Raw genomic sequence first — 14662 nt, forward strand, 5'->3', positions numbered from 1 at the left:
ATGCCCTTTCGCTATGTAGCGCTCGAGTCCCTTCGCCAGCTGCGCAACCTGCCCTCCCTCGTGTTCACCTTCGCGATTCCAGTCGTGATGCTGCTCATCTTCGGCTCGGCCTACGGCTCCTCCGGCCAGAGGGACCCGTCGACGGGTCTCCCCTGGCTCGTGGTGACGACCGTGCAGATGGCGGCCTATGGCGGAATGATGGCCGCCCTGTCCCAGGCGTTCTCGATCACCACCGAGCGCTCGACCGGCTGGAATCGCCAGTTGCGCATCACGCCGCTGTCCGGTGCCGGCTATGTCGCTTCGAAGGTGCTCGCCGCGCTCCTGATGGCCCTCACGACCATCGTGCTGCTCTTCGCCGTGTCGGCCATCGTGTTCGGGGCGCGGCTCGACCTCGCACACTCGGCCACGGCGATCGTGGGAATCTGGGTCGGCGTGCTCCCCTTCACGCTCATTGCGCTGGCAATCGGCCAGTTCGCGAAACCGGAGTTCGCCCAGCCGCTGTTCACCTTCGTGTTCCTTGCCATGGCCGTTCTCGGCGGACTCTGGATACCGCTGCAGGTCATGCCGGAATGGGTGGCGACCGTGGCGCAGGCCGTGCCGTCGTTCTGGCTCAACCGACTCGGCCAGATGGGAGCGAAGGGCGGGGGCGACATCCTCTCCCCCGTTCTCGTGCTCGCCGACTGGACCGTCGTTCTGGCCGTCGCGATCGCCTGGCGGTACAAGCGGGATGCCGCCCGGGCCTGATCCGGTCGCCTGATGATTACAGTGGACAGGGTGGCCAACGATCTGATCGAGCGCGCGGGGTCCGAAGCGCCGGCGTCGAGCCCCGCACCGGGACTGCGCAGCCGGCTCACCTCTCGCGGCGCGTGCATCTGGCACATCGGCGGCGGCACCGGCCTGCTCTGGCAGGGCATCCTCGTCGTCACCGTGATCCTCGAGCCGACTCCGCCGCAGCAGAAGGCGTTCGGGCTGGGCATCATGGCGGTGCTCTACCTGGCCTTCCTGCTGCTCGGGCCGCTCATCGCGCCCGAGAGCGTGCGGGTGAAGGTGCTCGCCGTGCTCGGATTCTGGGCCGCCTCCGCCACGCTGTTTCCCCTCATCGGTCCGGACGCCGAATGGGTCTGGATGCTCGTGGTCGCGCTGGCTGCATACAGCGCGATCCCGCTGCGCTTCACCCTGCCGATCACCGGTGCGGTGATCCTCGCCCAGCTCGCCATCGGCCTCTCGACCGGGTTCAGCGGGGGCGGCTCGTTCGCCCCGCTCATCACCTCGGTCGTCGCCGCGACGATGATCGCCGGAGGCATTCTCACCAGGTCCAACCGCAACCTCCACCTCGCCAACGACGAGATCGCGCGCCTGGCCGTGGTCGACGAACGCGCCCGGTTCAGCCGGGACCTGCACGACATCCTGGGCCACTCCCTCACCGTGGTCACCGTCAAGTCCGAGCTCGCCAAACGGCTCGTGGCGATCGACCCGCAGAAGGCGGTCACCGAGATCGCCGACATCGAGCGTCTCGCCCGCACCGCCCTGGCCGACCTGCGGCTCGCCGTGACGAACTACCGGGAGGCGGACCTCGAGTCGGAGCTCGCCTCCGCGCGCATCGCCCTCGACGCCGCCGAGATCAACGCGACCCTGCCGGAGTGCGTCGACGCCGTCGACCCACGCCTCAACACGGTGTTCGCCTGGGTGCTGCGTGAGGGCGTGACCAATGTGATCCGGCACTCCGGCGCAGACGCCTGCTGGGTCACGGTGGACCGGGACCACCTCAGCGTGCACGACAACGGACTCGGCCCGTCCGGCCCCCGTGACACCATCGAGACGATCGCCGGCAATGGGCTCCGCGGACTCCGCGAGCGTGCCGCGGCCGCCGGGGTCGCCTTGCGCGTTCAGGAGAGCCGGTACGGCGGCTTCGCCCTCACCGTTCGGCGGAACGGTGTCTGACCCGTTGCGCATCCTCATCGCGGACGACCAGGCCCTCGTGCGCGGCGCCCTCGCCTCACTGCTCTCCCTGGAACCCGACTTCGAGGTGGTCGCCGAGGTCGGCCGGGGCGACGAGGTGCTCCCGGCCGTTCTCGCGTCCGGAGCGACAGTCGCGCTGCTCGACCTGGAGATGCCGGGCCTGGACGGCCTCGCCGCGGCCAGGCTGCTCCGGGACTCCGGAAGCGGATGCCGTTCCCTCATCGTGACGACGTTCGGCCGGCCGGGCTACCTCCGGCGCGCGATGGAGTCCGGGGCCTCGGGATTCGTCGTCAAGGACACCCCGTCCGAGCAGCTCGCCCATGCCGTGCGCCGGGTCGCCGCCGGCTTCCGGGTTATCGACCCCGCCCTCGCCGCCGAGTCGCTGATCACCGGCAGTTCGCCGCTGAGTGCGCGGGAGACCGACGTGCTGCTGAGCCTGCGCAGCGAGGGCAGCATCTCGGATGTCGCCATCGCCCTCCGCCTCTCCGAGGGCACGGTGCGCAACCACCTGTCGTCGGCGATCGGCAAGACCTCCGCGCGCAATGCGAGCGAGGCCGTGCGGATCGCCGCCGACAACGGCTGGCTGATCAGCTGACCGCCCGATCAGCCGATCAGCCGGTCGGCCGCCGGGCGGCCGGGTCCTCCCACTGGATCGTGTGGTTGTAGAGCCAGTTGTTCCTCGTGTCGTTCGCGGCCCGGCGCAGGAACATCGGCATCATGGCATCGCGGATGGCGACGCCGAGGCGGCTCTTCGTCACACGCTTCTGGGCATTGATGGCCCTGGCGTACTTCACCACGGCCTCCGCGCGCGGCTGCCTCAGTCGTTGGTATTCGGCGAACGCCCGGTCGTATGGCGCGTCGCGCAGGCAGTTCGCGAGCGTGACCGCGTCTTCGAGGGCGAGGGACGCGCCCTGCCCGGCGCTCGGCGACGTGGCGTGCACCGCATCGCCGAGCGCGACCACGCGCCCCCAGCTCCACCGGGGCACGTGGGTGAGGTCGTAGATCGGGTACGCGCGGATCTCGCCCTCCGCCCGCTCGAGGATCTGCGGCACCGGGAACGGGTCGTCGGAATGCAGCTCGCGCAGCCGCGCCAGCCATTCGTCGCTCGAGACGCCCCGCATCGATCCCCTCGCCGGCTCCGGGGCGGTGATGTTGGCGAACCAGTACACGGTGCCGTCGGTGCGCACGAGGTAGCCGAAGAATGAGCGGGCGCCGAACACGAAGTGCTGGGTCTCCGGAGTCGGCGCGAGACCCTCCACCCGGGCGAATCCGCCGAGACCGACGAGACCGCTGTACTTGGGGGCCGGCGCGGCCGGATCGATCCACAGCCTGGTGGGGGATCCGACGCCGTCGCAGCCGATGAGGATGTCGCCCTCGGCCACCCGGCCGTCGGCGAACGTGGCGCGCACGCTCGTCGCGGTCTCCTCGATGCCGACGAGCCGCGCTCCGAAGATGAGAGGGATCCCGGCGGCGGTCGCGCCGTCGCGCAGCACCTCGTGCAGACGGTCGCGCTTCACGATGACGCTGCCGCGGGCCGGATCGCCGGCCGGGCCGTTGGGCACCGCGCCGAGCCTCTTGCCCGTTCGACTCCACATCACCATGTTCGGCGCACGGTGGCCGTCTTCCAGCAACCGCTGCCTCAGCCCGAGCGATTCGAGCACGGCGAGCCCGTTCGTCGCCACGTTGAGAAAGAGGCCACCGTAGTTCTGCGCGGCCGGCTGGGCATCGAAGATCTCCACGTCCCATCCGGAAGCATGGAGGAATTGGGCGACGGCCGGACCGGCGACGCCGCTCCCGATGATCAGTGCGCGTGGCATGTCGATTCTCCCCTGGGACCGCGATAAAATTGGTATTCGAGACTCTCGGATGTAGAGTCTCTCGTAATTAGAGAGAATAGGCACTCGTGTCCGATTTGTCAACGCGTCAGGCGTCCATCCACCGGATGGCCGAGGTGATGCGCGAGTTCATGGCCCGGGCCGTGCTGTTCCAGGATGCGGTGGCGCGCTCGGCCGGCCTGAACGGCACGGACATGCAGTGCGTGAGCCTGCTCATGAGCGGCGGTCCCGCGACCCCGGGCGAGCTGGCCGAGCGCACGGGGCTCACCGCGGGCGGCGCGATCACCGCGGCCATCGATCGCCTCGAGCGTGCGGGCTACGTCTCCCGGCGGCGCGATCCAGACGACCGTCGCCGCGTCATCGTCACCGCCGACGTCGACAGGGTGATGGAGCAGGTCGGTCCGATCTACGGCCGGGTGGGAGCCCGGTGGGCCGAGTACCTCGACACCCTCAGCGACGAGCAGATCGACTTCGCCAACGAGCTGTTCGCCCGCGCGGCCGAGGTCAACCGCGAGGAGATCGAGCTCCTTCGAGACGCGGCGCGGCCCGATGGAACGGCCTAAAGAAGCCTCGCCAGCGAAGCCAACTCGACGAGTGGGTCGCCGCCGGCCGGGATGAGCACGACGCTCGTGGCCCCCGCCTCGTGCAGTTCGTCGACGCGCCTGCGGGCGGATTCCGGGGTTCCGACGATCGCGAGCTGGTCGATCCACTCGTCCGGCATCGCCGCCGCGAACTCCGCGCGCGAGGCGCTGGCCGCTCGGAGGGCGATGAATTCGTCGGCGAACGGCAGCGGAAGTATGTGCGGCAGCCAGTCCGGTTCGCCGATCCACTCGAGGGCGGGTCGGGCCAGGAGCCGTGCGGCACCGGCGTCGTCGCGCACCGCCGCCACGTTGTACGCCACCACCTGGTGCTCCACCGGGAGGTTCTCCAGCTCGACGAAGCCCCGGCCATCGGGCGCGTCCCTGCCCACGCCGATTGCCGCCAGCGCGGCGGCCAGGTATTGGGGCGTCACCGGCTCCGCGAGGATCGTGCCGTCCGCGTGGCGTCCGGACACGGCGAGGGACTTCACCCCGCGCACCCCGGCCAGCACGGGGGGAATCCGTTCGAGCCTTGCGTTCAGCTCCACGTCATCCGCGCTCACGTAGTGGCCGGACACCATCACGCTCCCGCCGCGCAGCAACGCCCTGGTCACGTCGAGGTGCTCGGCGAGCAGGTTAAGGATGCTTGCCGGCCACGCGCCGACCTGCCTCATCCACACCGGCATGCCGTGCCCGATGCCGATGGAGACCCGCCCGGGAAAGAGTTCGGCGAGGGTCGCCGACTCGATCGCGGTGAACGACACGTTGCGCACGGCGGCCGGCAGGATGCCGATGCCCACCTGGATGCGCGTCGTGGCGGCGAGCGCCACGGCCGCCTGGCTGAACCCGCCGCGGTAGAAGCAGTCCTCGACAACCCAGAGATCATCGAACCCCGCATCGTCGGCGGCGCGGGCGAATTGAATGAAGTCTCGCGGCGCGATATCGCGCGGCAACATGACTCCGATGCGCCGCTGGCTGGTGGGTTCGATGAGTTCGGTCACGGCCCGATGTTATGCCGCCCGGCTCGTTAACACGATGTTTACTCGGAGCGTCTGTTCCCGGCAACCTTGTCGTGCCTATTCTGTGAGCATCTCTAGCATTGCGGCCTCGAGGGGAACGACATGACGATTTCGGTCCGGAGCACTTCCGTCTACGAGGTCGTGGTGTCGTGGATGTCCTCGCCCGCCTGAGGGGTCGGCCGCCGGTCCCCCGTCGGCCGGGCATCCACTCGTCGGCATCCCCGGTTGAGACTCCCCCGCGCGCCGAGGGGCTCGTGGTGATCAGGTGCGTCGGCCGCGAGTTCCTCACCAGAATCAGCATGGCGACGATCTTCCTTCGTCGTTCCGGGGAGGTGATCGCCTCGGATGGCTCGGAACTCGTGCCGCTGCTGCACGAGGGCGGCATCGAGCTCCTGGCGGTGACCAGGTCCATGCCGATCACGGTCGTGGAGGCCCCGGAGGGTTAGGCGGCGCGCCCTTTCCCGTGGTTCACGCTCGCGGAGGGAGTCCTGCCGCCCGCCCGCCCGCGCGCACAACTCCCGCCGCGAGGGGAAAGCCCGGGCATTCACCCAGATTGATGGCAGCGTCTCGCGCGACTCACTGCCCGCTAGTTCAGCGGCGCGTTCTGCCGAAGCCGCGCCGAGTCGGCCAGCGCGGCGGCATCCAGCGCGAAGAGGTCGCGAGAGCCGGCCGTCGCGGCCCCGAACAGCCCGCCCGACTGCGGCAGCAGCTGCTCGGCGTAGAACCGGGCGAGCACCAGCTGGGTCTCGGCGAGTTCCGCGTCATCGATGCCGCGCGCGGCGAGCGCCGAACGCGCGAGCAGCCAGGCCCCGGTGCAGAGCCCCCACATCCGCAGGTACGGCGTGGACCCGGAGAGCACGGCGTTCGGATCCGCGCGGCCGGTGCGGAGCATCCAGTGGGTCGCGGCCTCGAGCGTGTCGAACTGGCGGCCGAGCTCGAGTCGGATCGAGTCGAACTCGTCCCCCGCCTCGGCGAGCTCCGCCTCGACCTCGCGCATGGTCGCCAGGAACTCGGTGACGGATGCACCGTCACGAACCCCGAGCTTGCGGCCCACGAGGTCGGCGGCCTGGATGCCGTTGGTGCCCTCGTAGATCGGGGTGATGCGCACATCCCGGTAGTGCTGGGACGCGCCGGTCTCCTCGATGTAACCCATGCCACCGTAGACCTGGAGCGCCAGGGAGGTGAGCTCAACGCCGAGGTCGGTGCCGAACGACTTGCAGATCGGGGTGAGCAGCCCCACGATCTCGTTCGCCCGCGCGCGGCTCTTCTCGTCCGGGTCATGGGTGCTGCGGTCCATGTGCACCGCGTTCAAGAGCATGAGACGGCGAAGCGCCGCCAGGTAGGCCTTCTGGGTGAGCAGCATCCGGCGCACGTCCGGGTGGTCGATGATCGCCGAGTTGGCACCGGTCGCCCCGATGGCCAGTCCCTGACGGCGCTCCTGGGCGAAGTCGAGCGCCTGCTGGTACGCGCGTTCGCCGATGGCGAGGCCCTGGGTGCCCACCGAGAGCCGGGCGCTGTTCATCATCACGAACATGATCCGCATGCCGAGGTTTTCCTCGCCGATGAGGTATCCCGTCGCATCCTCGTAGGAGAGCACGCAGGTGGGAGCGCCGTGGATGCCGAGCTTGTGTTCGATCGAGAGGCAGTTGACGGCGTTGTGCTCGCCGAGCGACCCGTCGTCGTTGACGTGGAACTTGGGAACGATGAAGCAGGAGATCCCCTTGGTGCCGGCCGGCGCGTTGGGCGTGCGGGCGAGAACGAGGTGCACGATCTGCTCGGCCATGTCGTGCTCGCCGTAGGTGATGTAGATCTTCTGGCCGGTGATGCCGTAGGTGCCGTCGGCGCGGGGCACGGCGTGCGTGGTGAGGGCACCGACATCCGATCCGGCCTGCGGCTCGGTGAGGTTCATCGTGCCCGTCCACTCGCCGCTGATCATCTTGGGCAGGTAGCGGAGCTTCTGGGCCTCGTCGCCGTGGTGCAGCAGCGCGTCGATGGCACCCTGAGTGAGCAGCGGACACAGCGCGAAGGCCATGTTCGAGGAGGCGAGCATCTCCTGGATGGCCAGGCCGACCGACCACGGGAATCCTCCGCCGTCGAACTCCTCCGGGAACGGCACGGAGCCCCATCCGGCGTCAACGTACTGACGGTAGGCGGCCTTGAACGACGCGGGGGTCGTGACCGAGCCATCCGGCTCGCGTCGCGCGCCCTCCACGTCGCCGGGCTGGTTGGTCGGCGCGACGACGTTCGCCATGAAGTCGCCGCACTGCTCGAGCAGCTCGACCACGGTGTCGAGGTCGGCATGCTCGTAGCCCGGCAACCGGGCGACATCGGGATACCCGACGACATGTTCGAGGACGAAGGCAAGATCGGAGACTGGAGGTCGGTAATTGCTCACGTTCGTCAGAGTACCTCCGACACCGTACGGAGCCAAAGGACGTTGTACCTAGTCTCACGTGTAGCGTTGCGGCAGCCTCGAACCACACTCGGATATCGACTACGGGGCACCGATTCGGCCCGAACGCGACTACTACTGAAAGAATGAGAGTCGCTGTGCGCGGCCCCCGGCAAAGGAGCAGGAGACTAATCGTGAAGATCGTCGTGTTGGTGAAGCAGGTGCCTGACACCTGGGGCGAGCGCAGGCTCAACCTCGACACGGGCTGGCTCGACCGCGGCGGAAGCGAGGCCGTGATCGACGAGATCGACGAGCGCGCCCTCGAGGCGGCACTCGCCTATCAGGACTCCAACGACGCGGAGGTCGTCGCCCTCACGATGGGGCCGGACTCGGCCAAGGACATGCTGCGCAAGTCCCTCGCGATGGGCGCCGATTCCGCGGTGCACATCCTCGACGGCCGTCTGGCGGGAGCCGATCTCGCCTGGACCGCGAGGGTCATCGCCGCGGCTCTGACGAAGCTGGGCTACGACCTCGTGATCGCGGGCAACGAGTCGACCGACGGTCGCGGCGGCGTGTTGCCGGCCCTGGTCGCCGAACACCTGGGCGTGCCGCTGGCCAGCTACCTGGACTCGGTGGCCATCACCCCCGACTCGATCGCCGGAGAGCGGTCGACCGAGCTGGGGACGATGTCCGTGCGAGCGCCCCTCCCCGCCGTGATCTCCGTGACGGAGCGCACGGCCGAGGCACGGTTCCCCAACTTCAAGGGCATCCTGCGCGCCAAGAAGAAGCCCGTCACGGTGTGGTCGCTCGACGACCTGGGGGCGGATGCCGCGGCATCCCCCGTGCGTTCCGTCGTTCTCGCCACGAGTGAACGGCCCGCCCGCTCCGCCGGCACACAGATCGTCGACGACGGCACCGCCGGCGTCGAGCTCGCCGAATTCCTCGCCGCCCGGCACCTGATCTAGGAAGGCACCCCCATGTCGAATGTTCTGGTCTTGATCGAGACCGCGCCCGACGGCTCCGTCGGCGCGAGCGCCGCCATGCTGCTGGGAGCGGCATCCCGCCTCGGCACTCCCGTCGCGGTGGTCGCCGCCGCGCCGGGTTCGGCCACCACGCTGGCCGAGAGCCTCGGCTCGCTCGGCGCCGGGCGGGTGTACGTCGCGGAGACCGACAGCCTGTCGTCGCTGCTCCTCACCCCCCAGGTCGAGGCACTCGCGGCGGCGTTCACCGCCCTCGAGCCCTCGGCGATCCTGGTCGCCAATTCGATCGACGGACGCGAGACCGGTGCCCGCGTCGCGGTGCGGGTCGGCGCCGGACTGCTCGTGGACGCCGTGGACGTGCGCGCGGACGCCGACCGCATCGTCGCCACCCACTCCGTCTTCGGCGGCTCGTACACCGTCGAGTCGACGGTCGAGGGCGGTCCGGTCGTCATCACCGTGCGGCAGGGCGCGATGGAGGCCCGCGCGGAGGCGAAGCAGGCCACCGTCGACACCGTCGCGCTCGACGTCGACGGACGCGGCTCGACCGTGATCGAGTCGATGCGTCCGCTGCCCCCCGCCTCCGACCGCCCGGATCTTCGCGGGGCGGCGACAGTGGTCTCCGGCGGGCGAGGCCTGCAGTCCAAGGAGAAGTTCGTGCTCGTGGAGCAGCTGGCCGATGCCCTGGGCGCGGCGGTGGGTGCCTCGCGCGCCGCCGTGGACGCCGGCTACGTGCCCCAGACCTCCCAGGTGGGCCAGACCGGCGTGACCGTCTCGCCCCAGCTCTACGTCGCGCTCGGAATCTCGGGAGCGATCCAGCACCGGGCGGGAATGCAGACGGCGAAGACGATCGTCGCCATCAACACCGACGCCGACGCCCCTATCTTCGAGATCGCGGACTTCGGTATCGTCGGTGACGTGTTCACCGTCGTCCCGCAGCTCATCGACGCCATCGGCAAACGAAGCGGCACCAGTTGACGACCGCCGGTGGCCGGCTCTCCGCGTTTGCCAAGAGCCGGTGGTTCAAGCTCGTCTGGATAGTCCCCGCCGTGCTCGTGGCCCTGTTCCTGCTCGTGCTCGCGGCGCGGGGCATCCGCGCACTGCCGGCGGTCCAGTCGTTCATGACCGACTTCCCCGGGGCCACAACGCTTCCGGCCGGCGCGCCGGTGGGCTTCCCCGCCTGGCTCGCCTGGCAGCACGGGCTCAACGCCTTCTTCATCCTGTTCATCATCCGCTCCGGCTGGCAGGTGCGCACCGTCAAGCGCCCCACCATGTTCTGGAAGCGCAACAACTCGGGAATCATCCGCACCAAGAATCCGCCGACCAAGATCAGCCTGAACCTCTGGCTTCACCTCAGCTTCGACACCCTCTGGGTGCTCAACGGCCTGCTGTTCTACGTGCTGATCTTCTCCACCGGGCAGTGGCTGCGCATCGTGCCGGTGAGCTGGAGCGTGTTCCCCAACGCCGTGTCGGCCGCGATCCAGTACGCCTCGTTCGACTGGCCGGTGGAGAGCGGCTGGGTCAACTACAACGCGCTGCAGCTGATCACCTACTTCGTGGTCGTGTTCATCGCCGCCCCGCTCGCCCTCCTCACCGGACTGCGGATGTCGCCGGCCTGGAAGTCGAAGCGGCTGAGCGCGGCCTACCCCATCGGGGTGGCGCGGGCCGTGCACTACCCGGTGATGCTCTTCTTCGTGGCGTTCATCATCGTGCACGTGATTCTCGTCTTCGCGACGGGCATCCTGCGCAACCTGAACCACATGTACGCGGTGCGCAACGACGAGAGCTGGTTGGGCTTCGGCATCTTCGCGGGCACGGTCGTGCTGATGACCGTGGCCTGGTTCGCGGCGCAACCGGTGGTGCTGCGCTCCATCGCCTCGCTCACGGGCTCGGTCACGCGGTAGGAGCGCCGGTCAGCGGTGCCGGAAGACGGGCTGCCGCTTCTCGAGGAACGCCGCCATGCCCTCCTTCTGGTCGTCGAGGGCGAAGGCGGAATGGAAGCTGCGCCGTTCAAATCGCACGCCCTCGGCGAGGGAACTCTCGAACGCCCGGTTCACCGCCTCCTTGGCCGCGATCAGCACCGGCAAGGACTTCTCGGACATCGCCCTGGCCACGTCCATTGTCTCCTCGAGGAGGCGATCGGCCGGGATCACCCGCGCGACCACTCCCCAGCTCTCCGCCTCCGCCGCGCCGATCGACCGGCCGGTGAGGATGAGGTCCATCGCCTTCGCCTTGCCGATCGCCCTCGTCAGCCGCTGCGATCCGCCGATGCCGGGGATCACGCCGAGATTGATCTCCGGCTGCCCGAAGCTCGCGGTGTCGGCGGCGAACACGATGTCGCAGAGCATCGCCAGTTCGCAGCCGCCGCCGAGCGCGTAGCCGGCCACCGCCGCGATGATCGGCTTGCGCACCGCCGCGAACCGATCCCAGGCCGCGAACCAGTCGGCGAGATAGACATCCTGGTAGGACTGGGACGCCATCTCGCGGATGTCCGCCCCGGCCGCGAAGGCCCGCTCGGACCCGGTGATGACGATCACGCCCACGGTGGGATCGCGGTCGAAGGACTCCGCGGCGCGCACGACCTCGTTCATGAGCGCCTCGTTGAGCGCGTTGAGCGCCTTGGGGCGGTTCAGGGTGATGAGGGCCACGCGCCCGGTGACCTCGACGAGGATGTTCTCGTAGTCGCTCATGCCGCCGCTCCCTCTGACCGCGCGCGGATCACGGTGATGATGGCCGAGAAATCGAGCCCCGCCCCGCCCTCGTCGGCGAACTTTCGATAGATGTCCGCGGCGAGCGAGCCAACCTCGGCCTCCACCCCGGTCGAGTGCAGCGCCTCGACGGCGAGCCCGAGATCCTTGGCCATCAGCGCCCCCGCGAATCCGGGCTGGTAGTCCCGGTTCGCCGGACTGGCGGGCACCGGGCCGGGAACCGGGCAGTTGGTGGTGAGGGCCCAGCACTGCCCGGAGGCGGCCGACGCGACGTCGAACAGGGCCTGGTGGGTGAGACCCAGCTTCTCGCCGAGCACGAACGCCTCGCTCACCGCGATCATCGAGACGCCGAGGATGAGGTTGTTGCAGATCTTCGCGGCCTGCCCGGAACCCGCTTCACCGCAGAGCACGACGCGGCCGCCCATCGTCTCGAGGATCCCGCGCGCGGACTCGAAGTCGGCGGGCGACGCCCCCACCATGAAGGTGAGGGTGCCCGCGATCGCTCCGATCACGCCGCCGGAGACGGGGGCGTCGATGTTGCGGTGACCCGCCTCGGCGGCGAGGTCGTGGGCCGCGCGGGCGTCGTCGACGGCGATCGTCGACGATTCGATGAAGAGGGTTCCGGCCCCGGCCGCGGCGAGGAGCCCCCCGCCTGGTCCGCCGCCCCGGTAGGCTTCGAGCACGTGCGTACCGCTCGGAAGCATCGTGATCACCACGTCGGCGGTCGCCACGGCCTCGGCCGCCGTCGCGGCGATGGCCACCCCGTGAGTGGCGGCGGCCTCGAGGGCGGCGGGCACCAGGTCGAACCCGGTGACGTGATGGCCGGCGGCCACGAGGTTGGCGGCCATCGGCTCGCCCATGTTCCCCAGGCCGATGAAGGCGATTGAAGCGGTCATGCGTGTTCCTTTCCGGTGCGTCGGGTAGTCGACGCGGTGGCGTGTGATGCGGGCGCACCGAGCACGAGGTCTCCCTCGGCGGGCTCGGTGAAGTAGGCGGCGACCGCCGACGGAGTGACGCCGGCAAGGTTCGCCGGCCGCCAGTGCGGGGTGCGGTCCTTGTCCACCACCTGGGCGCGGATCCCCTCGGCGAGGTCGTGGGAACGGAGCGCGTGCACGGAGGCGCGGAACTCCTGCACGAGCGTCGCCGCGAGGTCGGGCTGCCGGCGGGCGGCGCGCAGGGAGGCGAGGGTCACCGCGAGAGCGGTCGGGGACTTCGAGGCGATGGTGGCGGCGGCCTCCCGGGCCGCCTGCACCGGCGAGGCGAGCAGCCGCCGCAGGATCTCCTCGACGTCGTCCGCCGAGTACGCCTCGTCGATCCATTCGCGGCCGGCGAGCAGGGCCGATGCCGCGGGGACGACGGAGGCGGCGTCGATCGCGGACCGCGCGTCGACGTGCTCGAGGGCCTCCACGAGCTCCGGGAGTCGATCGGCCGGCACGAGGTGATCGGCGAGCCCGATCGCGATCGCGTCGGCGGCTCCCACCGACCCCGCAGTGAGTGCGAGATGGGTGCCGGTCTCCCCCGGGGCGTGGGAGAGCAGCCAGGTGCCCCCGACATCCGGGGTGAAGCCGATCGAGGTCTCGGGGAGCCCCACCGACGACCGCTCGGTGACCACCCGGAACCGGCCGTGCGCCGACAGCCCGATGCCGCCGCCCAGCACGATGCCGTCCATGATCGCCACATACGGCTTGGCGTACTGGGCGATGGTCAGGTTGAGGCGATACTCGTCGCGCCAGAACTGCACAGACTCCGATCCTCCGCCGAGCGCATCCCGATAGATGGAGACGATGTCGCCGCCCGCGCAGAGGCCACGCTCACCGCGTCCGGTGAGAAGAACGGTGTCCACGCCATCGTCCTGGGCCCACTCGTCGAGCACACGCTGGAGGGTTATCACCATGTCGTGGTTGAGGGCATTGATCGCGCGCGGCCGGTTGAGGATGAGGTGCCCGAGCCTGCCGCGCCTCTCGATGAGCACCGGCGGCTCGGCCGCCAGCGTCGCATCGTCGGGGCTCACGGGGCGTCCTCCACGATCGCCCGTCCGACGATCAGCCGCATGATCTCGTTCGTCCCCTCGAGGATCTGGTGCACGCGGAGGTCCCGCACCACCTTCTCGATGCCGTAGTCGGCGAGATAGCCGTAGCCACCGTGCAGCTGCAGCGCGGTGTTCGCGGCGGTGAAGCTCACGTCGGTGACGAAGCGCTTGGCCATGGCACACAGGCTCACGGCATCCGGGTCTCCCCGGTCGAGCGAACTCGCGGCGTGGCGCAGCAGGGTGCGCGCCGCCTCGAGCTCGGTGGCCATGTCGGCGAGCTGGAACAGCAGCGCCTGCTGGTCGATGAGCGGCCCGCCGAAGGCGGTGCGGGTGCGCAGGTGATCGACGGTGCGCTCGAGCGCCCATTGGGCGCCGCCCAGGGAGCAGGCGGCCATGTTGAGGCGACCGCCGTCGAGCCCCTTCATCGCGATGACGAACCCGCCCCCCTCCTCGCCGAGGCGGTGGTCCACCGGCACCCGAACGTTCTCGAGGATCACCTGGCGGGTGGGTTGGGCGTTCCAGCCCATCTTCCGCTCGTTCTGGCCGAACGACAGCCCGGGGGTGCCGGCGGGCACCACGAACGCGGTGATTCCATGCGGGCCGGGCTCGCCGGTGCGCGCCATCACCAGGTAGACGCTCGACGCACCGGCACCGGAGATGAACTGCTTCACGCCGTTGAGCACGTAGTGGTCGCCGTCGCGGACGGCGGTCGTGCGCAGCGCCGCGGCGTCGGATCCGGCATCCGGCTCGGTGAGGCAGTAGCTGCCGAGCTGCTCCATCGTGGCCAGCGGCGGGATCCAGCGCCGGCGCTGCTCGTCCGTGCCGAACTGGTCGATCATCCAGACCACCATGTTGTGGATGGAGATGTAGGCGGCGATGGTCGTGTCGCCTCTCGCCAGCTCCTCGAAGATGAGGGCCGCGTCGCTGCGGGTCAGGCCGGACCCGCCGACATCCTCGTGCGCATAGATCGCGCCGAGCCCGAGGTCGCCCGCCTGGCGCAGCACGTCCACCGGAAAGAACTTGGCCTGGTCCCACTCCACGGCGTGCGGGGCGAGCTGCCGGTTCGCGAAGTCCCGAACGGCGTCGACCAGGTCCTGCTGCTCTTCGTCGAGAATGAACATGTCAGCTGCAATCTCCGCATCCTTGCGGTCACCCGTGCGACGAC

Annotated in this window: 15 protein-coding genes; 8 read left to right on the forward strand and 7 right to left on the reverse strand. The window is 69.6% G+C overall.

What is annotated here, in order from left to right:
* From ACHZD8_RS16645 to ACHZD8_RS16655, 3 genes are read left to right on the forward strand one after another with little or no spacing between them, the layout of a single operon-like run.
* Positions 1-744, forward strand: a complete 744-nt coding sequence (locus ACHZD8_RS16645) for an ABC transporter permease (protein ID WP_394771545.1) — start codon at positions 1-3, stop codon at positions 742-744.
* 30 nt (positions 745-774) lie between these two features.
* Positions 775-1941, forward strand: a complete 1167-nt coding sequence (locus tag ACHZD8_RS16650) for a sensor histidine kinase (protein WP_394771546.1) — start codon at positions 775-777, stop codon at positions 1939-1941.
* A complete protein-coding gene (locus tag ACHZD8_RS16655; RefSeq protein ID WP_394771547.1) occupies positions 1934-2554 on the forward strand; it encodes a response regulator in 621 nt (206 codons plus the stop codon). The genes ACHZD8_RS16650 and ACHZD8_RS16655 overlap by 8 nt, the downstream gene beginning before the upstream one ends.
* A 16-nt stretch (positions 2555-2570) precedes the next feature.
* Here ACHZD8_RS16655 and ACHZD8_RS16660 read toward each other — a convergent pair whose 3' ends face one another.
* On the reverse strand, positions 2571-3776 hold the full coding sequence (locus tag ACHZD8_RS16660; protein ID WP_394771548.1) for an FAD-dependent oxidoreductase: 1206 nt from the start codon (positions 3774-3776) through the stop codon (positions 2571-2573).
* An 86-nt stretch (positions 3777-3862) separates the two neighbouring features.
* Here ACHZD8_RS16660 and ACHZD8_RS16665 point away from each other — a divergent pair, with 86 nt between their 5' ends.
* Positions 3863-4357: a MarR family winged helix-turn-helix transcriptional regulator gene (locus ACHZD8_RS16665; protein WP_394771549.1), complete on the forward strand. Its 495-nt coding sequence runs from the start codon at positions 3863-3865 to the stop codon at positions 4355-4357.
* On the opposite strand, the gene ACHZD8_RS16670 is transcribed toward ACHZD8_RS16665, so the two are convergent.
* Entirely contained in the window at positions 4354-5373 is a 1020-nt protein-coding gene (locus ACHZD8_RS16670; protein WP_394771550.1) for an LLM class flavin-dependent oxidoreductase, read from the reverse strand. The two genes, ACHZD8_RS16665 and ACHZD8_RS16670, sit on opposite strands and share 4 nt — an antisense overlap.
* Before the next feature lie 167 nt (positions 5374-5540).
* On the opposite strand from ACHZD8_RS16670, the gene ACHZD8_RS16675 reads away from it, so the two are divergent.
* The gene (locus tag ACHZD8_RS16675) at positions 5541-5837 is read left to right on the forward strand and encodes a hypothetical protein (RefSeq protein WP_394771551.1); all 297 of its coding nucleotides are present in this window, start codon (positions 5541-5543) and stop codon (positions 5835-5837) included.
* A 140-nt stretch (positions 5838-5977) separates the two neighbouring features.
* Here the strand turns inward: ACHZD8_RS16675 and ACHZD8_RS16680 are convergent, their stop codons facing one another.
* On the reverse strand, positions 5978-7786 hold the full coding sequence (locus tag ACHZD8_RS16680) for an acyl-CoA dehydrogenase (protein ID WP_394771552.1): 1809 nt from the start codon (positions 7784-7786) through the stop codon (positions 5978-5980).
* Between the two features lie 191 nt (positions 7787-7977).
* Here ACHZD8_RS16680 and ACHZD8_RS16685 point away from each other — a divergent pair, with 191 nt between their 5' ends.
* From ACHZD8_RS16685 to ACHZD8_RS16695, 3 genes are read left to right on the forward strand one after another with little or no spacing between them, the layout of a single operon-like run.
* Complete coding sequence (locus tag ACHZD8_RS16685) at positions 7978-8748, forward strand: electron transfer flavoprotein subunit beta/FixA family protein (protein ID WP_394771553.1); 771 nt, start codon at positions 7978-7980, stop codon at positions 8746-8748.
* A 12-nt stretch (positions 8749-8760) separates the two neighbouring features.
* Complete coding sequence (locus ACHZD8_RS16690) at positions 8761-9738, forward strand: electron transfer flavoprotein subunit alpha/FixB family protein (RefSeq protein WP_394771554.1); 978 nt, start codon at positions 8761-8763, stop codon at positions 9736-9738.
* Positions 9735-10664 (forward strand): cytochrome b/b6 domain-containing protein, encoded by a 930-nt coding sequence (locus ACHZD8_RS16695; protein WP_394771555.1) that lies wholly within the window; start codon positions 9735-9737, stop codon positions 10662-10664. Before ACHZD8_RS16690 ends, ACHZD8_RS16695 begins: the two co-directional genes overlap by 4 nt.
* A 9-nt stretch (positions 10665-10673) precedes the next feature.
* Here the strand turns inward: ACHZD8_RS16695 and ACHZD8_RS16700 are convergent, their stop codons facing one another.
* From ACHZD8_RS16700 to ACHZD8_RS16715, 4 genes are read right to left on the reverse strand one after another with little or no spacing between them, the layout of a single operon-like run.
* Positions 10674-11450, reverse strand: a complete 777-nt coding sequence (locus ACHZD8_RS16700; RefSeq protein ID WP_394771556.1) for an enoyl-CoA hydratase — start codon at positions 11448-11450, stop codon at positions 10674-10676.
* Entirely contained in the window at positions 11447-12364 is a 918-nt protein-coding gene (gene mmsB / locus ACHZD8_RS16705) for a 3-hydroxyisobutyrate dehydrogenase (protein ID WP_394771557.1), read from the reverse strand. Before mmsB ends, ACHZD8_RS16700 begins: the two co-directional genes overlap by 4 nt.
* Entirely contained in the window at positions 12361-13479 is a 1119-nt protein-coding gene (locus tag ACHZD8_RS16710; RefSeq protein ID WP_394771558.1) for an enoyl-CoA hydratase/isomerase family protein, read from the reverse strand. Before ACHZD8_RS16710 ends, mmsB begins: the two co-directional genes overlap by 4 nt.
* Positions 13476-14618, reverse strand: coding sequence for an acyl-CoA dehydrogenase family protein (locus ACHZD8_RS16715; protein WP_394771560.1), 1143 nt, complete (start codon positions 14616-14618; stop codon positions 13476-13478). Before ACHZD8_RS16715 ends, ACHZD8_RS16710 begins: the two co-directional genes overlap by 4 nt.
* Positions 14619-14662 lie beyond the last annotated feature (44 nt).

The organism is Lacisediminihabitans sp. (assembly GCF_043726815.1).
GTDB lineage: Bacteria > Actinomycetota > Actinomycetes > Actinomycetales > Microbacteriaceae > Lacisediminihabitans.

Coding starts and splice junctions, on each gene's coding strand:
- ACHZD8_RS16645 (WP_394771545.1), top strand. CDS start 1: ATGCCCTTTCGCTATGTAGCGCTCGAGTCCCTTCGCCAGCTGCGCAAC.
- ACHZD8_RS16660 (WP_394771548.1), bottom strand. CDS start 3,776: ATGCCACGCGCACTGATCATCGGGAGCGGCGTCGCCGGTCCGGCCGTC.
- ACHZD8_RS16690 (WP_394771554.1), top strand. CDS start 8,761: ATGTCGAATGTTCTGGTCTTGATCGAGACCGCGCCCGACGGCTCCGTC.
- ACHZD8_RS16700 (WP_394771556.1), bottom strand. CDS start 11,450: ATGAGCGACTACGAGAACATCCTCGTCGAGGTCACCGGGCGCGTGGCC.
- mmsB (WP_394771557.1), bottom strand. CDS start 12,364: ATGACCGCTTCAATCGCCTTCATCGGCCTGGGGAACATGGGCGAGCCG.
- ACHZD8_RS16715 (WP_394771560.1), bottom strand. CDS start 14,618: ATGTTCATTCTCGACGAAGAGCAGCAGGACCTGGTCGACGCCGTTCGG.